The sequence below is a fragment of the Methylocystis rosea genome (assembly GCF_003855495.1).
In the GTDB taxonomy this organism is placed as follows: Bacteria; Pseudomonadota; Alphaproteobacteria; order Rhizobiales; family Beijerinckiaceae; genus Methylocystis; species Methylocystis rosea_A.
The window spans coordinates 3,604,869-3,621,661 of sequence record NZ_CP034086.1; the positions used below are offsets into that span (position 1 = coordinate 3,604,869).

Below are 16,793 nucleotides of genomic sequence, written 5' to 3' on the forward strand. Positions count from 1 at the left end.
CCCTACGGGCGCTTTACAGCGCGAAACAAAATAGCCGGCCCTTCGCCATCCTCCACTTCGCTTCGGCCCTTCGCGGCGCTTCGGGTGCAAGCCCGGCCCGCCCGCCGCCTTTCGTCGCCATGAAGGCCGCCAGGCTCGCGGTCGATCCGACGAAGGAAAGCGCAAATGACGCCCGAACGCGACAATCCAAGCTTTGAGCCGGCGCGTTGTTCATCCCCGACCGATCGCGTTCTCACCGAACTCCAGCTCTATGGCTGCCGCCCCTTCCAGGACGAACCCGACCCGAGGCCGCTTCCGCAAGCCCAAACGATCGTGAGCGCCGTCGCCGACATTTTCGACGCCCTCGTCGCCACATTGGGCGACACCCGCCTCGAACCCGACCTCGAAGAGCTGCTGTGGTCGACCGTCAGTCTCTTTCACCGCGCCATTGCTCGCATCGAACGCGAACTCGACGAGAATGAGCAGGCGCAGCGGCGCAGTCAGAAGGAACAGGACGGCTCGGAAATCCGCTCGGTCGAATTGGAGCGCCTCATCGCCGAAGGACAGACGCTCATCGAGCGGCGCGACAGCATGGAGCTTTTCCGCGACCACGCGGCCGACCATTTCGAGCGCCATACGGGCTCAGCCTGGCGTCCGCGCTCAGGCTCCAAGGTCAACCATCGCGCGCTGACCTCTGCGATGATCGACAGTCGGGATTTTCTCGCCGCCAAACGAAAAGCCGAAAATGACGTCTTACTCCCTATCGGACCAAAGGTCGCCTTCACCGGCGGCCCCGACTTCAACGATCATTGCGCAATCTGGGATTTACTCGACAAAGCGCTGGCCAAGCACCCCGACATGGTGCTGCTGCATGGCGGCAGCCCCCGGGGCGCCGAGCGCATCGCCGCCTGCTGGGCCGACAATCGCAAGATCGCTCAGATTGCCTTCAAACCGGACTGGGCGCGTCACGCCAAGGCGGCGCCGTTCAAGCGCAATGACCAGATGCTCGAAACCTTGCCGATCGGCGTCATCGTCTTCCCCGGCTCGGGCATCTCCGCAAACCTCGCCGACAAGGCGAGGAAGCTCGGAATTCCCGTATGGAAATTCGACGAAGGCGGCGCGTGAGCGCCATCATGAAAGCGGCCGATTTGCTCGCGCCCGAGCTGGATTTCGGGCGCTTTCCACCTATGTTGAACTCTTCAACTTGCTCGCTCAGACCGACGCAAGGACGCCAAAATGTCGAGCTTGAAGATCATCTCCACCGCCACCGCTCTTCTGGTGGCGGCGAACGGCGCGTTTGCCGATCCTTTCATTCGAGGCGCCAAGGCGAGGAGGACGCATACATCGTCGCCAGCGGCTCAGCCCGCCGACAACGGCTATTACGTCCCGTATGTGGTCGGCGTCGACGGCAAGAAATATCCGATCATGGAAATTCCCGGAAGCGTCACGGTCGTTCCCCGGCAACTCATGGACGATCAGCAAGCGACGACGCTCGGCGACGCCTTGAGAAATGTTTCAGGCGTCACAATCCGCGGCCGCTGATACGAAGCCATCCCAAGGCCTGCGCCTCTTTCCTTATCCAGTGCGCTACGCACGACTTGCGGCGTTACCAGGTCGCTGGGATTCCGCTCGCCACCACAATTGGGTATTCTGTTTGTCGCGCTATGGCGGTGGTGGGAGGCGCGACCGTTCGACTTTTGTCACGGAGACCCGCCATGCTTATCTTCGGGATCGTGTTCAACCTTATCGGCCTCGGCTACTTTTGTTGGCTGCTGTTCGCGCTTGCAACCCGTGCGCTGCCGGTCTTCGTCGCCGTCACGATTGGTCTTGCCGCATTTCACGGTGGCGCGGGTCCGGCGGGCACGATTATGGTCGCCCTGGTCTGTGGCGTCGTCACTCTCTCTATTGGTCGGATTGCGTTCGCGACGGCGCGCTCGCCGCTGATCCGCGCAGTAATCGCGACGCTTTTCGCCGCGCCGGCTGTCGTCGCGGGCTATCACGTGGCTCTTGGTCTCGCCGACATCGGCGCATCATCCGCCATTTGGCGCGAAGCCTTTGCGCTGATCGGCGCCATTATTGTGGGTGGAACAGCTTGGGCGCGCATCAGTCACTACGCCATGACCAACTTCGAACAGCGGCTTGCGGCGGGCCTGGATCATGTCCCCCGCATGCCGGCGATCAGGAATCGGTGAGTTCGCCGCAACTCTTGTCCTGAACGGAGATGCCGGCGAAATCCCAACCTCGAATTCGACTGAAGATTTGCGACGCCCGGCGACGTTTTCACCGGGCGGACCCCTTCGGAGACTCACGAAGAGCGCCATGACAGGCGTTCGAGTCATTGTCCGTCAGGAACCCGGCGATTCGCCGCCCTGCCATTTGCTTCCGATTGCTTCTTTTCCTTCGCCTCGAGCGCCTGACTTCTTGCGCGGATGCTTGCGCCAGCGCCACTTCTCCTTGTTGACGATGCTGTCCGAACCGATGCGACCATTGCAGCCTCTCTTTTGGCTTGATCTGGCCGAAGGACGGCTGCGCCTCGATCGCCTGAGACGCAACGGCGGAGATGCGACTTTCTTCCCCTGACGCCTGCGGCGTCATTCCGCGCGGTACAAGAAACTCGCTTTTCCGCCGTCCTCCGCTCTGCTTCGGCCCGCGCGCGGGTGCGTCGCCAATCGCCTTCGTCCTGTTGATCGCCATCGAGGCCGCGATGGGCGCGGGCTCGAAGACATTAAAGCTTGAGGAGAACTATCATGGCGAACATCGGCTCATTCAAAAAGTCCGGCAACGAGTTCCAGGGCGAGATCGTGACGCTCAGCGTCCAGGCCAGAGGCGTCCGCATCATTCCCGAGGCCACCCGGACCAACGACAACGCACCGAGCCACCGCGTCTATATCGGTCGAGTCGAGGTGGGCGCCGCGTGGTCGAAGCGTTCGACCGAAGGCCGCGATTATCTCTCGGTCAAACTCGACGATCCGAGCTTCAATGCCCCGATCTACGCCAACCTCTTCGACGACGAAGACGGCGAAGGCTACTCCCTCATCTGGTCGCGCGGGCGCAAGGCCAACGGCGACTGAGCGAACCGCCGCCAAAGCCCCGTCCGAGACATCGGGCGGGGCTTTCGTTTGCGCGCTGCCTGGGCACGCGTGTCGCGCGCGCTTCGGCTTGCGTGATGATTTCGAGCCACAGATGTTCCGAAAAAACCTGTTCTGTGCGCTCGACGTTTACTCGGCGCGTATTTTCCGTGTTCGGGACTTCGTCGACGTTTTCGCGCCATCCTTGTTCGACCTGACCATTCGCCTCCCGGTCCCTTCATCCGTTGCAGATGGCGTAGCGACAACCGCTCTTGCGGTTCGAGCAGGTTTGCGAAGCAGATCGGCCGCTTCGAGACCGAGCTCCCGAGCCAGCCGATCGACGACGTCGATACTCGCCGCATAAACACGTCGTTCTATCGAACTGATATAGGTGCGATCGATTTCCGCTCGATGGGCGAGTTCCTCCTGTGACAGGCGTTGCGCCTGCCGACATTTCCGCAGGTTGAGCGCCAGAACCTCCCGAATGTCCATAAACGCGAGAGGAACGACTTGTCGAGTATTCTACCACGGAGTATTCTCTACAAACCATCGGCGAGAGGACTGCATTTTGCGTGCTCTCGGCGGCGAGTCTCTCCGACTTACATCCCCATCAGCATCAAAAACGCTGCGGGGCGCCGGGCGAGCAGCTGGACGGACTTCGGTTGCCGATTTCGGCGGTGCGTCGACGCATTCAGGCCGCATTTGTTAACTTGCGGCAAACTTTCTGCATAGAATGTCAATGCGCCGGCGAGTCGTTTGAGGAATGCTAAATCCGTGGACCCTGCAAATTCCCATCCGATCGCCGACGTCGCTCCTTCCGACGAGCATGTCACCGACTACGACCGCGTTCATTTCAAGGTTTACTTGAGGATGCTGGACGCAGCCAAGGAAGGAGCGGCATGGGAGGAAGTTTCAAGCATTCTGCTCGGCATCGACCCGCTTCGCGAACCCGTCCGAGCCAAGCGCGCGTATGAGACACATCTTGCTCGGGCGCGATGGCTGGCGAAGGAAGGGTATAAGGATTTACTGGCAGGTCCCGCCTGACAGGTTTCAGACGAAGCGCTCCTTTGGGGCCAGGAGCGCTTCAAGGCACGCACCGTTGCTTGTCCCCACTCTCAGCGCCACGGCGTGACCGATGGCAATCTTCGAAATTTCTCTCTGCGTCAAATGTGCGGCAATCGGACGCCTGATCCCGGCATGACGTTATGCCTGCCAAAAAATCCAGCGCCGCGGGTTATCGACAAGATTTTCTCGATACTGAAGCTCGGCCACTCCTTCGCGAGAAAATCCATGATTGATGCGGATTGGCGCTTTCCGGGCGCGTATGACTATTTGGATAATTTGAACTGGCCCTCCATCGCTTGGGAATGTTTGCGGCGCGACAAAGAATATCACGCCGACTTCGCCAACTCTCGATTTCGAGCCGCAGTGGACTCCGGCGTTGCCGGCGCGCAGCGGCGCTGGGGGTTGCGATTTCGCCGTAGATCCCACGCTCGGCGCGAATGAAGCCGATATTTTCTGGCTTCCCGAAGCGCGAGCGAGCGCCGTCATTCTTGTGCCAAGTCCAACAAACGCCAGCGAGTTGAGATTCTCGCCGTCGGATTGGCCAGACCTGCATACGCGGTTGCGCTTGAATGACGGCGAACACCTCATCGTTGGAACAGGCCGCAACCAGTATCAGCTGTGGCTTCCCGACCCGCCGCGCGAAGGAGAACCGCTCGCCGCCGTCATTCCGCACGACCGGATGACGCCACATCGCGCTGAGGCGGCGATGCATTTCTGGCGCTTCACGAGGGGCCACGCGAAGCCGGCCACACCGTTACGCGCCGTCCGCCTCGTCAACACGCTTCGAGCGCTCGACGGCCATTTGAGCGGTGCGTCCTACCGCGTCATCGCCGAATCCCTGTTCGGATCGGCGCGAGTCGACGCCGAGCCGTGGAAATCGTCCTCCGTTCGCGACGCGACAATTCGACTCGTGCGCAATGGCGTGGCGCTGATGCGCGGCGGCTATCGCAAGTTTCTGCGCAAATAACCATCGGATTCGACTACGGCGCCGCTTCGCGCATTCAAGGGGTGGTGAAACTCGCCTCCCCAATCTTCGCCATCCCTCCTGCCGGATTTTCTCCGCCAAAGTGATCGATGACAGCCGCCGATCTTCGGCGGCGCGCCTCGACTCGCCAAGGTTCGCCGATGTCCGCCGCCATGACCGATTTGCCGCCACGCTTTCTGCGCACGCCCGAAGCCGCGCGTTTCCTGGGGCTCTCGGGCCGAACTCTGGAAAAACACCGCACCTACGGCACGGGGCCGCTCTACTCGAAACTCGGCGGCCGCGTCGTCTATCGACTTGAGGATTTGCAGGCCTGGGCGGCGCGCGGCGCCAAAGCCTCGACCTCCGATCCTGGCGTCGGAACGGTGCTGCCGGCGAGACGCCAGAAGCCGAACGGCGCCACCACGCTTCCCGATCGCCGCTGAACGGACATCGATCATGTCCACGACACGGCGCCCCAGCGGTGAACTCGTCAAGCTCAGCCCGTTTCGCTGTGTTCCGGCCGATATCGCGCCGCGCGATGTGCAGGATCTCATGGCCTATCCGTTCTTCAGCCTCGCCAAATCGCCGCGCGTCGCGCCGATCGACTTCCGAATGGGAGAGCTGACAATTCGTGTCGATGCGACGCCCGAATATGGCATGGCGACGATCTGGGACGCCGATATTTTGATCTGGGCCGCCTCGCAGATCATCTCGGCGCGCAACGGCGGCCGTGACACCTCGCGCCTGATGCTGGCGACCCCGCGCGAAATCCTCACCTTCATCGAACGCGGAACATCGGCCCGGGATTACGATCGCTTTCGTGCGGCCCTGGATCGCCTGCAGTCCACGACGATCGAGACCTCGATCCGCCAGCCGGCGGAACGATGGACGCGCCGCTTCTCCTGGATCAACGAGTGGAAAGAGCGGACCGACGCGAGCGGTCGCCCGCTTGGCGTCGAACTCGTTCTGACCGACTGGTTCTATCGCGCGGTGCTCGACAACGACCTCGTGCTGTCGATCGACCGGGCGTATTTCGCGCTGACCGGCGGCCTCGAACGCTGGCTCTATCGCATCGTGCGCAAGCACGGCGGGCGTCAGAAGGGCGGCTGGTCCTTCGAGCTCGACCATCTTCACCTCAAATCCGCAAGTCTGTCGCCGTTCAAACGCTTTGCTTTCGAATTGCGCGACATCGTTCGACGCCAGCCCTTGCCCGGCTATGCGTTGACGATCGAGCGCAATTCTCGAGGACACGAGTGTCTGATGTTCAAGCCGGCGGAGAGCGGCGCGCAGACAGAAATGCGCATCGAGCCCGCCACGAAATCACGCAGCCCAAAATCCACGGGCCGGAAGCCTGTGGATAACTCTGTGGATAAGCTGTGAAAACGCACGTGCTATCAGGAACTCCCGCCACGTGCCATCAGGAACCCTTGGCGCGTGCTATCGGCAACCAAAATCACTCACAACTCTTTCTATTCGAGCGCAAAACGGCGCGCCTAACTTGTACTAACAGTGAATCTAACTTTATTGCGCGCCCATCCGGCGAATTCCGGTGTCTTGGACAGCGATTTGAGCTTTTCAAACTGACGCTGAATCTCCTGACACGACACTCGGCTTCGCAAAAAGAATGCGCCAGCGTGATTGGCGTCAGCTTCCGCATTCGCGCCATCACCCTCAAGGCAAAATCGTTCAAGCGGATCGATAGCGCCGCATCCGAAGGCTGTCGGATTGTCGCTGACATGCAGCGCGCATTGTTCGATCGGCAACACCCGCGGGTCCAAACTCCCGTTAAGGGAGGCGCGTCATGAGCGCGCTAACGGAGGTCGAACTCTATTTCCTGAAAGGCAAGATCGAGCGCTGGATTCGTTTCGGAACGCCGATCAGTGAACGCACGCTCGACCGCCGCCGACGCATCTCGACCTTCGCGCCGGATTCGATTTTCGCCTTCATGCGCTGGGCGTCGAACGGCCATGGGACGCTGGTTTCCCGCATCGACATCTTACGCGCCTGCCATGTCGGCGAACCCTGTTCGACCGTTCCCGGCGTCAGGCCCGGCGCTGAAATTCTGCTGCGATCGGTCGGCTGGGATAAAGTCCAGCGCGTCTTGAGAGCGATCGACGCCGTCGAGGCGCTCGGCTTCGCGCCGCAGGAAATCTGTCCCGATCACTGGCGTCACGTTCACAACCGATTGGCCGCCGGCCTGTCGCCTCGCCCCTATTCGCGCGAGCGCCATCGCGCCTGGCTACTTCGCTCAAAGATTGAAGTCTAACCATGAAAATCTTCCCCCTCATGTTCCTTTCCTGCGGCGCGCTCGCGTCGACTTCCTTCGTTCACCGCGAGCCGCTCGTCGTCTGGAACGCGTCGGCCAGCGTGCCGATCGGCCTCTATGCCGTGCAGCCGATCGGCGATTTGGCCGTCACCGACCTTGTCGTCGCCCGGCCGCCAGCGCCGCTCGCCGACTGGCTCACCGAACGCCATTATCTCCCCAAAGGCGCGCCGCTGATCAAACGGGTGGCGGCATTGCCCGGTCAAAAAATATGCCGCGACGGGCTCGCGGTTAGCGTCGATGGAATCGTCATGACGCAGGCGCGCGAACAGGATCACGCCGACCGACCGCTGCCCGTTTGGAGTGGGTGCTTTGTTCTCCTTCCCGGCGAGGCCTTTCTCCTCAACTGGAACGAAGCGGCGTCTCTCGACGGACGGTATTTTGGCGCGTTTCCGATCGAAGGCGTCGTGGGGCGCGCCGCGCCTCTCTGGACGAGGGAGGACGATTGATGATCGTTTTCTCGATCGCTTTCCTGCGGCTCGATGCCCATGGCGTGGGTCGTAAACGCGCGACCCGGGCAGCAGTGAGCGCCGCTCTGTTTTACACCACGGCCGTGTTGCCGGCGCATTCCGAGATGCTCGGGCTTCGCGCAGCGACAACCGCTCGATCGCCAAGAAGCGTCGTCGCAAACGCCATCCAGGAGGCGTCTCGACGATTTCATGTTCCGCCCGATTGGATACGCGCCGTCATGCGCGCCGAAAGCAATGGCGACGCCAAATCCGTCTCCGAAAAAGGCGCGATTGGCCTTATGCAGGTTATGCCGAAGACATATGCTGAGCTGCAGGCCAAACTCAGTCTTGGTCCCGATCCATTCGATCCGCACGACAATATCGTGGCGGGCGCCGCCTATCTTGCCGAGATGTTCGACCGCTACGGTGAGATAGGAGTTCTCGCAGCCTATAACGCCGGTCCACGGCGCTACGAGGATCATCTTCTTCGCGGCCGACCGCTGCCCACCGAGACCACGGACTATGTCGCGCGACTGGCGCCTGAGCTCGGCTTCGCCTACATTCCGGCTGCGGCAATTTCGGCGCCGCCTTATGCGCTTCGTGCGCCGATGTTCGTCACGCTGGCGGCGCCGAAAATGGCGCGAGAGGCGACCGCGGACGGAGGCGCCAACCGCGTTCGGAGGAGTCAAAAAGCTGCCCTTCATCCTCTCTTTCCGGCGCCGCGCGACGACAAAAAATTTGCACGCGAACCGCATTCGGACAGCGGTTCGCGAACTCTATCGCCTGCGGATTCTCTGCAGACCGCCGGCGTTTTTGTTGCCCGCACGAGGATGCAATTGCCCGAATGACCAGTTTCGTATTCTATCGCATGGTAGCGCAGTCTCTCGCGCCTTTGCGCGAGGGGACCGCTAAGGGCGCGACAGCAACCGAAGGATTGCAGGATAAAAGAGACAGCCTGCGGCTTTCTCGGGCGGTCGTTTTGGTGTTGCTCGTCAACCTGTTCGCACAGGCTGCGCATTCGAGCCACAGCCTGTCGATTTCGACAAGCCGTTGCATTGACTCATCAAATTTCACCTCGTCGGACTGCTGCCATGTCTCGTGAAGACGAAATCAACATTCGTCCTGGCCGTATCCGATCGAAGGCGCCGGTAAAGGGGAAGAGCTTCGTTGCGCGCGTTCTCGCGGCGACGCAGAAGGCCGGCGGGCTGCATCGCTCTGGCGCGCACGGAAGTGGTCGTGGCGCCTTCGGGCGCGGCCGCGCCGCGAGCCTCGGCGCGCTGCGCGGTTTGAGTTCAGGGTCGCGTGGCGTGGTGGTCAAGGCGCGTGTGGTACGACACAGTCCGAAAGCCGCGCCGCTCTCCGCTCACCTTTCCTACCTTCGCCGCGACGGCGTCACTCGCGATGGCGCGCCGGGCAGAATGTTCGACGCTGCGAGCAACGAGGCAGACGCGCGCGCTTTCGCCGAACGCTGCCAGGAGGACCGACACCATTTTCGATTCATTGTCTCCCCAGATGACGCCCCCGAGCTCTCCGACCTTCGCGCCTTCACGCGCGATCTCATGGCGGAAATGTCGCGCGATCTCCGCACGACGATCGATTGGGTGGCGGTCGATCATTGGAACACCGAGCATCCACACATCCATGTTCTGGTTCGCGGACGAGCCGACGACGGCGGGGATCTGGTGATCAATCGCGACTATATCAGCCGGGGCTTCCGCGCCCGCGCCGAGCAGCTCGTCAATCTGGAGCTTGGTCCTCGCAGCGAGCAGGAAATCTGCCGCGCTCTGGAGAGGCAGGTCGACGCCGATCGCTGGACGCCGCTCGATCAAACCCTCGCACGCGAGGGCGCCCGCCATGACGGGATGATCGACCTACGACCTGTCGGCAACCGGGCTCAGGATGCCGAGCGAACCATGCTCGTCGCCCGCGCCCGCAAGTTGGAGAGACTCGGTCTCGCGGCATCGGCTGGCCTCGGACAATGGATCATGGCCGGGAACACGGAAACGACGTTGCGCGCCCTCGGCGAGCGTGGCGACATCATCAAGCGCATCCATCGCGGCTTGAGCGAGCGCGGTCTTGATCGCGCCACAGCTGAATTCGTGCTCGACGCCGAGACGCGCGGCGATCCGATCATCGGCCGTCTTCTGTCTCGCGGCCTCGACGACGAGCTGAAGGGTTCCGCCTTCGCGATCATCGACGGCGTGGACGGCCGCACCCACCATGTCCGGCTCAAAGATCTCGACGCGACCAGCGACGCCGCTCCAGGCGCCATCGTCGAGGCAAGGCGCATTCCGTCACGCGACGGTGAATCGTCGCGGCTCGTCCTCGCCGTGCGCTCCGATCTCGCGCTTGCTGATCAAGTTCACGCGCCCGGCGCGACATGGCTCGATCGGCGCCTGGTCGCCAAGGGGGCGATGCTACTCTCCGAGAACGGTTTTGGTCGCGACGCACGGGACGCGCTGGAGGCTCGCACAGAGCATCTCGTCTCGGAAGGACTCGCGCGCCGACAAGGCCAGCGCGTCGTCTTCGCCCGCGACTTGCTCGATACGTTGCGGAACCGGGAACTCGACTCAGTCGGCGGGCGCATCGCCGCCGAAACCGGCCTCCCGCGCAACGCCGTCGCCGAGGGAGAAATCGTCGCCGGCGTCTACCGTAATCGCCTCACGCTCGCGTCCGGTCGCTTCGCCATGATCGACGACGGCCTCGGCTTCCAGCTCGTGCCCTGGTCGCCGTCGTTGGAGAAGGAAATCGGCAAGCAGGTTTCGGGCGTCATGTCGCCGGGCGGCAGCGTGGATTGGGGTTTTGGGCGCAAGCGTGGGATCGCAATGTAACGTTAGCCTCCAAATGCTTTTCTGCTCACTCTGCGGCGGGCAAAATGATTCTGGTGACGGTCAACGTTTTTACCGCATGGATAAGGATGAAAACCTGATGTCCGGTAGAGAAAGATTCGGCGACGCATTCATGTCGGTCACCATTGCGATCAGTTAGTGCGATGGAGCGTTGACCCGACGACCTTCGGCGTCCGAGCGGGATAAATGCACCTAGATCGTCGTCGGGTGTGTAGGCATCTTTCCACCCATACTGGCCAAATAACTCTGTGAATCTATTTGACTGGATTGGACGTCGGAGCGTGGCGCGAAATCCATCCCCCTCGATGAGCTCAGGCATATTCAGGACAACCACGGCGCAGGCGCGATGGCTTTTCGAGACGTATTGGCGAATCGCGGCATAGTTTGACGCATGAAAGCGCTTGGCTAAATTGACGGGCGTCCAAATCTCAAAGGCCTCGCCCTCGGCCATGTCGCAGAAGGTATCGAGTTGGAACAGCACTTCCGAGGCAAAAACATTGGCCTCGCGATCGAAAAGTTCGGCAGTCGCGGCATCAAGCGCTTTCTCGCAATCCTCGACAACCGCATACATAGGTCTTTGCCAGGGCAAAAACCCGTGACCGGCTTCATGCAAGCCCACAAACCGCTTCTTTACCGCCATTAAAGATTGACTCAAAAAGACCAAACCCTCAGAGGCGTGAAAGAGACCCAAGACCTTGCTGAGAGCTCGTTTGACAGCTTGGCCAGTCAGGCCTGCCTTCGCTCGAAGCTTCGCAATAAAACTAGGATTGAGGACGTCTTCCTTGACTTCCCGAACACGGGCGACCGCCATGATTTTGTCGATCGGGGTTGGGAAGACACCGAGCGCGCCCGCTTCGCGCAGCGCACGCTCGGCCTCTTTGCGGACCCGGGCCAACTGGCCAGGCGTCAAACTCGAATCGTCTGGCCGTCGCATCGATCACCTGCGTTTGGAGCGAATGTAGTTGAGGTAATCGAGCAGCTCATTTTCTTCGCCGGCAGTGAGGTTATCGATAGAGAAGGTTGCGGCTCGGCCGTGTTTTATTCCTTCTGCACGATTGGCGACGGGAACGATGTACCCCGCACGCTCCATCAGCGATTCATAAGCAACACCAAGAGCGGTCGATAGCGCATAGAGAATATGCGGCGACGGTTTTGTGATTTTTCCAGTCTCAAGTTGACTGAGATACGCATTGGACACTTCCTTTCCTGTCGCTTCTTCTACATCACGAAGCGACAATTGAGCGTCTTGCCGAGCCTTTCTTATAAATTGGCCAAGGTTGATTGCCTGTGGAGTTTCCATTGCTTCGTCATCTGGCATCGATGCTCCATTTTTGTGGTTTCCAGACATGGAGTCCGGCAGCAAAGAGCGTAATGCACCATCGCTAAGTCTGTCAAGCGCGCTAAATTAATGCTTGACAAACTTAGCGCGCGCGGTAAGATTAGCGAACGCTGGCGCTGTGCCGGCGACGCAGGAGATGACCATGGAAAATGTCCCGGAGGCCGCGCTTGATCGCGGCGAGGCCCGTCACAAGATCGAAGTGGCGGATGAAACGCTGGCGTTCCGCGCAGTATGGATCGAGGACCTTACGCCCACGGGCTTTCAGCTCTCCGCAGCTGCGGGCTTTAAGCCAGCGCAGCAGGCGACAGTTCTTCACATCCTTCACGACGGTGAGCTGGAGGACGTCCGACCCAGCGAAGCGGTAGACCTACGCAATAGCGAGGGGCGCTTCGTGATCGTCGAGAGCGATCGCAGCTATCGTCTGACGATCGACGGCGAGCGCTTCGATTGGCCATGTCGAATCGTATCGGGCGGACTGCTTCGGAAGCTTGGACGGGTGAGGCCCGACGAGAAAGCGATTTATCTTGAACGCTCCGACGAACCCGACCGCTTGATCGGCAATCACGATCTCGTGGACCTCGACGCGCGGGGAATTGAGTCCTTTGTCAGCCGCAAGCTCGCTTGGAAGCTGAATGTCCAGGGCGTGATCCTCGACGTGGCAACACCAACGATTGTGGTCGGGGACGCACTCACGCGGGCCGGCTTTGACCCCAATCAGGGCTGGCACATCTTTCTGAAGATCGAGGGCGAACCCAAGCGCGCGGTTGGTCTGACGGATACAATCGACTTGCGCACCCGGGGCATCGAGAAGCTTCGGCTGACGCCCAAGGAAGTCAACAATGGCGAAGCGCCTTCGGCGCCACGCCGTGACTTTGCGCTCCTTGAGATTGACGAAACACATCTCGACGACCTCGGCTTTCGCTGGGAGACAGTGATGGATGCAGGCCGCCGATGGCTCCTCATTCACCAATTCCCTGTTCCCGTCGGCTTCACGACGACGTGGACGCAGCTTGCGCTAGAGATCCCGCCTACTTATCCCGGGGCGCAGATCGATATGTTCTATACCTATCCGCCGCTAACGCTCGCGTCGGGTCGTGTTATCGAGTGCACCCATGTCTCGGCGACAATTGTCGGCGTGCCGTTCAACGGCTGGTCGCGTCATCGCGGCCCAGAATCGCCGTGGAACCCCTCAACTGATAATGTCGTGACGCATCTCGCGCTCGTCGAATCAGCCCTGGCAAAAGAGGTTGGCGAGTGATCCCGGAGACGACGCTAGCCCTCAGCGGCGTCCTGCACGAACGCATCCAGGCCCATCTCTTCCCCGGAGATGGGCTCGAAGCAGCTGCGATCCTGCTGTGCGCAAGAACGCCGGGACCGAGGCTGCGCTTGCTCGTGCAGGATGTCGTTCTCATTCCGCATGAAGCCAGCCAGCGCAGGGAACGAGACGCGATCACCTGGCCGGGCGCGTATATGGAAGAAGCGATAGATCATGGCGAGTCAGAGCGCCTCGCATTGGTTCTGATCCATTCACACCCGGGCGGGCTATTCGCCTTTTCGGAATTGGATGACGAAAGCGATCAGCACGTGTTGCCCTGCGTGTTCAACGCATTTGGCGATCTGCACGGCTCGGCGATCATGATTCCGAGCGGGGCGATCATGGCCCGCATTTACGAGGCTGATCTCATTGCGAAACCAGTGGATCTCGTGACGGTCGCCAATCACGATTTGAGCTACTGGTGGGAGGCCGATGCCGGATCGACCCGCTCATTACGCCGACCGGTCGCATTAACCAGCGGCATGGTTGACGAACTCGGTCGCTTGTCCGCAGCGGTAATCGGTGTATCGGGCACGGGCTCCATTGTCGCCGAGCAACTCGCCCGTCTAGGATTCGGGCACATCAAGCTGATCGACTTCGATCGCATCGAGCATCGCAATCTCAATCGCATCTTGAATTCCAAGCTCAGCGATGTCGACGCACACCGACTCAAGGTGGAGATGTGTACGGACGCAGTCGCCAGCTACAGGGGTGGTGGAGTCGCCGAGGCTGTGCCGGCCTCGGTGCTGACGCGCGAGGCGGTGCTCGCGGCGAGTCAATGCGACGTGCTTTTCTGCTGCGTCGACACCCTCGAAGCTCGACAGATTGCGGACCTTCTTGCCGCGGCGTTCCTCATTCCACTTCTCGATGTCGGCGTCGTAATTCCCACCCGTAAAGGAGACGAGGGCGCCACCATCGCCGACGTGTGCGGCCGTATCGACTATGTGCAGCCGGGGCGGTCCTCGCTTCGAGATCGAGGAGTTTATTCGCCAGAAAGCCTTCGAGCAGCGTATCTCCAGCGGGCGGCGCCGGAAGCGCATCGGCAGGAGCGCGAAGCTGGGTATATTAAAGGGCTGATCGAAGAAGCGCCGGCAGTCATTACATTGAACATGCGTGCGGCCGCAGCTTGTGTGAATGAGTTCATCGCCCGCGCCTACCCATTTCGGCTAGAGTCGAATGATCTTTATGCCCGCACCGAATTCAGCCTCGCAGCGTGCGAGGAGGAATACGTAGCGGAGGAGGCCTTCGTTCCGTCGGCGAATCCGATTCTGGGACGCGGCGCGCTTGAACCACTCCTTGGACTACCTGTTCTCAGGCCGGCACGAGTTGGAGCTTCACGATGAGCATTGCAATTTGGTGGCGAAATATTTGGGTGCGCATTGCGCCGCCTCGACATGTGCGAGTCGTGGAGGGCGACAGCTTGCCATAAAGTTGCCACGACGCGATCTGGTGCTCGCACGCGACGGCGATGAGGATTGGTGCATCGGGATGCGTTGCCCTTGTGGCTGTGGCCGAACCATCGAGCTGTTGGTAATCCCCGAAGCGACGCCGCGCTGGGATTTTAGCGTCGACAACAAGGGCCGGCCGAGCCTCTCACCGTCGGTGTGGCTTCAAAAAGGCTGCCACTCGCATTTTTGGTTGAGGAATGGCCGTGTCGAATGGTGCGACTGAGGCTTGCGCGTCGAAACAGTTTCAGTCGTCACGTTTCCCCAACGTCAGTAACGTATAGCTCTCTCGAACAACGGCGCCGTTACGAAGTATCCGCTTTACGTGCACGCGCGCGTCCGCATCCACATTTACCCAGTCCCGATTGAATTGCGTGAGTTGATCAGTTGTTAGAGCCCGATCAACTTTGCCGCGTATCGTTCCGCGATCAGGGCCGGCTCGGAATTCGAACTGATGCGCGTCGGGAAGCACGCCTGCGAGCTGACCTTGTAAGGTCTCATCCGTATCCTCGACCGTCGTCGACGTGGCGCGTTCGGCGGCGCGCGCGACCGCTTCGGCTCCGAAGCTTCGATCAGTTTCGCCCGCGACGAGGCGAAGCGTCGCGCCGCTCTGGCGCATGAGGTCAAAGAACTCGCGCGCTGTCCCCAGCACTCTTTGATCGATGGTCTCGACGGCCGAGCGGAACTGCTCTTCGTCGGGCTCTCCAAACGCGTCAAGAAGTTTGGTCGCTTCGTCGACGGCAACCTTGAGAGGGGTTTCCATCAATTGCTGCTGCGGTCGAACCTCCTCCATCAGGAAGCCGAACGAGCCGCGCACGATGTTCGTGATGTGCAGCGTCGATGCGCCCTTGTTGGGAACGATCCCGCGTTGACCAAGGCCGCCGGTCTCGTGCGCTAGAACCTTTGCGACAATGTCTTGAAACTTGGTGACAGCTGCGCCCGCGAATTCGCTTTCTATTCCACGCGCGCCGATGACGGGGCGACCACCAAAGAATAGGGCGGCCGAGGCAGTCGGCCCATCTTTGGCTGGGTCCAGTTGGGCAATCGTCTGCTGAAGTTCCTCAAGGCGCGCTTCCAGCCCTAGGCGCGCCATCACATCCTCATCGCCCAGTTGCTCTAACAGAGCCGATACGGCGGCTATATCCGCGTGGACGAAGTCGCGCTCGAGCTTACGCAGGGTGCTCATGGGTTGGCTCCTCCAGCGGCGCTTGTCAGGATCGGGCTAGGACCCAGCGCAGCAAGCGCGGCCATATCATCTGAGGTGTCCTCAAGTCTGACCTGGAGCATTCCCTTCCAGAGATCGTCGCCGCGCCGATGCGAGAACAGTCCGAGCCAGTAACGCGTTACATTCACAAGGGTCTCACTTGTCCCATCTAGATCGGCAGCGAAAAAGTCGAGATGAAATGTCGCTCTGACGTGATGCCGAGCAAAAAGGTTCAGGTTGGCTCGCATCAGCCCCGCCAACTCGTTCCGGTCATTTATACCCGCCGGCCTGTAAAGGAATGTCACGACATCGAGATCTTGGGGATCTTTGTTCTCGACAAAACTCCCGTCGAGCCATTGAAATCCTCGATCGAAACCAATGCCGCGCAAGGCGGCGCGATGACTGAGCCATCCGCGAAGGATCGCCCTTCGCTGGTCTGTTAATGCGAAAGAAGCCACAACCTCAAGCGCAGAGACAGTGTAGGGCGACATGTCTTCGGCCGCGCCGCCAGGACCATCTGGTCCGACATAGGGCGGCAGAACGCCGTCGATCGTGAATGTCGGAATGGGCATCAATATGGCCTATTGGCGCAGCGAACTCGATTCTGCCCACGATCTGCGAGCAATTCGCATAATATCTACCAAAACGAGGATAATCGAGTGTTACGGGAGGGTCGCGCGCAATTTGACACCGACCAGGAACGCAGCGCTCCGAAACCCACAACACGGTCATGTCTGGTTTTTCTACGCCACGGCACGATATATTTCGACGGGTGGCGTACCCCCCTTGCGGG

Annotated in this window: 22 protein-coding genes; 16 read left to right on the top strand and 6 right to left on the bottom strand. The window is 60.7% G+C overall.

Annotated features, from left to right (window positions below):
- Nucleotides 1-165 precede the first annotated feature (165 nt).
- The 4 genes from EHO51_RS17595 to EHO51_RS17610 all read left to right on the top strand — a co-directional run bounded on the left by EHO51_RS17595 (nucleotide 166) and on the right by EHO51_RS17610 (nucleotide 3,050).
- On the top strand, nucleotides 166-1,104 hold the full coding sequence (locus tag EHO51_RS17595) for a DUF2493 domain-containing protein (protein WP_124739935.1): 939 nt from the start codon (nucleotides 166-168) through the stop codon (nucleotides 1,102-1,104).
- Nucleotides 1,105-1,215: 111 nt separating this feature from the next.
- On the top strand, nucleotides 1,216-1,521 hold the full coding sequence (locus EHO51_RS17600; protein WP_124739936.1) for a TonB-dependent receptor plug domain-containing protein: 306 nt from the start codon (nucleotides 1,216-1,218) through the stop codon (nucleotides 1,519-1,521).
- Nucleotides 1,522-1,694: 173 nt separating this feature from the next.
- Nucleotides 1,695-2,171, top strand: coding sequence for a hypothetical protein (locus EHO51_RS17605; protein WP_205788979.1), 477 nt, complete (start codon nucleotides 1,695-1,697; stop codon nucleotides 2,169-2,171).
- A 555-nt stretch (nucleotides 2,172-2,726) separates the two neighbouring features.
- Entirely contained in the window at nucleotides 2,727-3,050 is a 324-nt protein-coding gene (locus tag EHO51_RS17610) for a DUF736 domain-containing protein (RefSeq protein WP_124739937.1), read from the top strand.
- Between the two features lie 147 nt (nucleotides 3,051-3,197).
- On the opposite strand, the gene EHO51_RS21440 is transcribed toward EHO51_RS17610, so the two are convergent.
- A complete protein-coding gene (locus tag EHO51_RS21440) occupies nucleotides 3,198-3,539 on the bottom strand; it encodes a helix-turn-helix domain-containing protein (RefSeq protein WP_124739938.1) in 342 nt (113 codons plus the stop codon).
- A gap of 282 nt (nucleotides 3,540-3,821) precedes the next feature.
- Between EHO51_RS21440 and EHO51_RS17620 the strand changes: the two genes are divergently transcribed.
- From EHO51_RS17620 to EHO51_RS17635, 5 genes are all read left to right on the top strand, one after another.
- Nucleotides 3,822-4,091: a DNA -binding domain-containing protein gene (locus EHO51_RS17620; RefSeq protein WP_124739939.1), complete on the top strand. Its 270-nt coding sequence runs from the start codon at nucleotides 3,822-3,824 to the stop codon at nucleotides 4,089-4,091.
- Nucleotides 4,092-4,337: 246 nt separating this feature from the next.
- On the top strand, nucleotides 4,338-4,553 hold the full coding sequence (locus EHO51_RS21445; protein WP_432431915.1) for a transcriptional regulator domain-containing protein: 216 nt from the start codon (nucleotides 4,338-4,340) through the stop codon (nucleotides 4,551-4,553).
- The gene (locus tag EHO51_RS17625; RefSeq protein ID WP_245434661.1) at nucleotides 4,489-5,079 is read left to right on the top strand and encodes a DUF2285 domain-containing protein; all 591 of its coding nucleotides are present in this window, start codon (nucleotides 4,489-4,491) and stop codon (nucleotides 5,077-5,079) included. Before EHO51_RS21445 ends, EHO51_RS17625 begins: the two co-directional genes overlap by 65 nt.
- A gap of 158 nt (nucleotides 5,080-5,237) precedes the next feature.
- Complete coding sequence (locus EHO51_RS17630) at nucleotides 5,238-5,519, top strand: helix-turn-helix transcriptional regulator (protein WP_124739940.1); 282 nt, start codon at nucleotides 5,238-5,240, stop codon at nucleotides 5,517-5,519.
- 13 nt (nucleotides 5,520-5,532) lie between these two features.
- Entirely contained in the window at nucleotides 5,533-6,456 is a 924-nt protein-coding gene (locus tag EHO51_RS17635; protein ID WP_124739941.1) for a replication initiator protein A, read from the top strand.
- A gap of 113 nt (nucleotides 6,457-6,569) precedes the next feature.
- Here the strand turns inward: EHO51_RS17635 and EHO51_RS17640 are convergent, their stop codons facing one another.
- Nucleotides 6,570-6,842, bottom strand: a complete 273-nt coding sequence (locus EHO51_RS17640; protein WP_014891327.1) for a hypothetical protein — start codon at nucleotides 6,840-6,842, stop codon at nucleotides 6,570-6,572.
- Between the two features lie 35 nt (nucleotides 6,843-6,877).
- Here EHO51_RS17640 and EHO51_RS17645 point away from each other — a divergent pair, with 35 nt between their 5' ends.
- The 4 genes from EHO51_RS17645 to EHO51_RS17660 all read left to right on the top strand — a co-directional run bounded on the left by EHO51_RS17645 (nucleotide 6,878) and on the right by EHO51_RS17660 (nucleotide 10,679).
- Nucleotides 6,878-7,342, top strand: coding sequence for a DUF2840 domain-containing protein (locus tag EHO51_RS17645; protein ID WP_014891328.1), 465 nt, complete (start codon nucleotides 6,878-6,880; stop codon nucleotides 7,340-7,342).
- Between the two features lie 2 nt (nucleotides 7,343-7,344).
- Nucleotides 7,345-7,848, top strand: coding sequence for a S26 family signal peptidase (locus EHO51_RS17650; RefSeq protein ID WP_014891329.1), 504 nt, complete (start codon nucleotides 7,345-7,347; stop codon nucleotides 7,846-7,848).
- The gene (locus EHO51_RS17655; RefSeq protein WP_124739942.1) at nucleotides 7,848-8,696 is read left to right on the top strand and encodes a lytic transglycosylase domain-containing protein; all 849 of its coding nucleotides are present in this window, start codon (nucleotides 7,848-7,850) and stop codon (nucleotides 8,694-8,696) included. Before EHO51_RS17650 ends, EHO51_RS17655 begins: the two co-directional genes overlap by 1 nt.
- Before the next feature lie 243 nt (nucleotides 8,697-8,939).
- Complete coding sequence (locus EHO51_RS17660) at nucleotides 8,940-10,679, top strand: relaxase/mobilization nuclease domain-containing protein (RefSeq protein ID WP_124739943.1); 1,740 nt, start codon at nucleotides 8,940-8,942, stop codon at nucleotides 10,677-10,679.
- Between the two features lie 25 nt (nucleotides 10,680-10,704).
- On the opposite strand, the gene EHO51_RS17665 is transcribed toward EHO51_RS17660, so the two are convergent.
- Together EHO51_RS17665 and EHO51_RS17670 are read right to left on the bottom strand one after the other, a co-directional pair.
- Complete coding sequence (locus EHO51_RS17665) at nucleotides 10,705-11,607, bottom strand: ImmA/IrrE family metallo-endopeptidase (RefSeq protein ID WP_164479430.1); 903 nt, start codon at nucleotides 11,605-11,607, stop codon at nucleotides 10,705-10,707.
- A gap of 27 nt (nucleotides 11,608-11,634) precedes the next feature.
- Complete coding sequence (locus EHO51_RS17670) at nucleotides 11,635-12,015, bottom strand: helix-turn-helix domain-containing protein (RefSeq protein WP_245434662.1); 381 nt, start codon at nucleotides 12,013-12,015, stop codon at nucleotides 11,635-11,637.
- A 163-nt stretch (nucleotides 12,016-12,178) separates the two neighbouring features.
- Between EHO51_RS17670 and EHO51_RS17675 the strand changes: the two genes are divergently transcribed.
- The 3 genes from EHO51_RS17675 to EHO51_RS20955 all read left to right on the top strand — a co-directional run bounded on the left by EHO51_RS17675 (nucleotide 12,179) and on the right by EHO51_RS20955 (nucleotide 15,022).
- Complete coding sequence (locus tag EHO51_RS17675) at nucleotides 12,179-13,294, top strand: multiubiquitin domain-containing protein (protein WP_124739945.1); 1,116 nt, start codon at nucleotides 12,179-12,181, stop codon at nucleotides 13,292-13,294.
- Entirely contained in the window at nucleotides 13,291-14,694 is a 1,404-nt protein-coding gene (locus EHO51_RS17680) for a ThiF family adenylyltransferase (protein ID WP_124739946.1), read from the top strand. Before EHO51_RS17675 ends, EHO51_RS17680 begins: the two co-directional genes overlap by 4 nt.
- A gap of 145 nt (nucleotides 14,695-14,839) precedes the next feature.
- Nucleotides 14,840-15,022 carry a DUF6527 family protein gene (locus tag EHO51_RS20955; RefSeq protein WP_245434901.1) on the top strand — a complete coding sequence of 61 codons (183 nt, stop codon included), beginning with the start codon at nucleotides 14,840-14,842 and terminating at the stop codon, nucleotides 15,020-15,022.
- Between the two features lie 21 nt (nucleotides 15,023-15,043).
- Here the strand turns inward: EHO51_RS20955 and EHO51_RS17690 are convergent, their stop codons facing one another.
- Both EHO51_RS17690 and EHO51_RS17695 read right to left on the bottom strand, forming a co-directional pair.
- Nucleotides 15,044-15,982, bottom strand: coding sequence for a hypothetical protein (locus tag EHO51_RS17690; RefSeq protein WP_124739947.1), 939 nt, complete (start codon nucleotides 15,980-15,982; stop codon nucleotides 15,044-15,046).
- On the bottom strand, nucleotides 15,979-16,572 hold the full coding sequence (locus tag EHO51_RS17695) for a DUF6932 family protein (RefSeq protein ID WP_124739948.1): 594 nt from the start codon (nucleotides 16,570-16,572) through the stop codon (nucleotides 15,979-15,981). Before EHO51_RS17695 ends, EHO51_RS17690 begins: the two co-directional genes overlap by 4 nt.
- Nucleotides 16,573-16,793 lie beyond the last annotated feature (221 nt).

Bases quoted from the DNA above. Each gene is read 5' to 3' on its own strand.
- EHO51_RS17605 (WP_205788979.1), top strand. From the start codon at position 1,695: ATGCTTATCTTCGGGATCGTGTTCAACCTTATCGGCCTCGGCTACTTT.
- EHO51_RS17660 (WP_124739943.1), top strand. From the start codon at position 8,940: ATGTCTCGTGAAGACGAAATCAACATTCGTCCTGGCCGTATCCGATCG.
- EHO51_RS17600 (WP_124739936.1), top strand. From the start codon at position 1,216: ATGTCGAGCTTGAAGATCATCTCCACCGCCACCGCTCTTCTGGTGGCG.
- EHO51_RS17635 (WP_124739941.1), top strand. From the start codon at position 5,533: ATGTCCACGACACGGCGCCCCAGCGGTGAACTCGTCAAGCTCAGCCCG.
- EHO51_RS17690 (WP_124739947.1), bottom strand. From the start codon at position 15,982: ATGAGCACCCTGCGTAAGCTCGAGCGCGACTTCGTCCACGCGGATATA.
- EHO51_RS17630 (WP_124739940.1), top strand. From the start codon at position 5,238: ATGTCCGCCGCCATGACCGATTTGCCGCCACGCTTTCTGCGCACGCCC.
- EHO51_RS21440 (WP_124739938.1), bottom strand. From the start codon at position 3,539: ATGGACATTCGGGAGGTTCTGGCGCTCAACCTGCGGAAATGTCGGCAG.
- EHO51_RS17645 (WP_014891328.1), top strand. From the start codon at position 6,878: ATGAGCGCGCTAACGGAGGTCGAACTCTATTTCCTGAAAGGCAAGATC.
- EHO51_RS17670 (WP_245434662.1), bottom strand. From the start codon at position 12,015: ATGCCAGATGACGAAGCAATGGAAACTCCACAGGCAATCAACCTTGGC.
- EHO51_RS17650 (WP_014891329.1), top strand. From the start codon at position 7,345: ATGAAAATCTTCCCCCTCATGTTCCTTTCCTGCGGCGCGCTCGCGTCG.
- EHO51_RS17610 (WP_124739937.1), top strand. From the start codon at position 2,727: ATGGCGAACATCGGCTCATTCAAAAAGTCCGGCAACGAGTTCCAGGGC.
- EHO51_RS17595 (WP_124739935.1), top strand. From the start codon at position 166: ATGACGCCCGAACGCGACAATCCAAGCTTTGAGCCGGCGCGTTGTTCA.
- EHO51_RS17675 (WP_124739945.1), top strand. From the start codon at position 12,179: ATGGAAAATGTCCCGGAGGCCGCGCTTGATCGCGGCGAGGCCCGTCAC.
- EHO51_RS17655 (WP_124739942.1), top strand. From the start codon at position 7,848: ATGATCGTTTTCTCGATCGCTTTCCTGCGGCTCGATGCCCATGGCGTG.
- EHO51_RS20955 (WP_245434901.1), top strand. From the start codon at position 14,840: ATGCGTTGCCCTTGTGGCTGTGGCCGAACCATCGAGCTGTTGGTAATC.
- EHO51_RS21445 (WP_432431915.1), top strand. From the start codon at position 4,338: ATGATTGATGCGGATTGGCGCTTTCCGGGCGCGTATGACTATTTGGAT.
- EHO51_RS17695 (WP_124739948.1), bottom strand. From the start codon at position 16,572: ATGCCCATTCCGACATTCACGATCGACGGCGTTCTGCCGCCCTATGTC.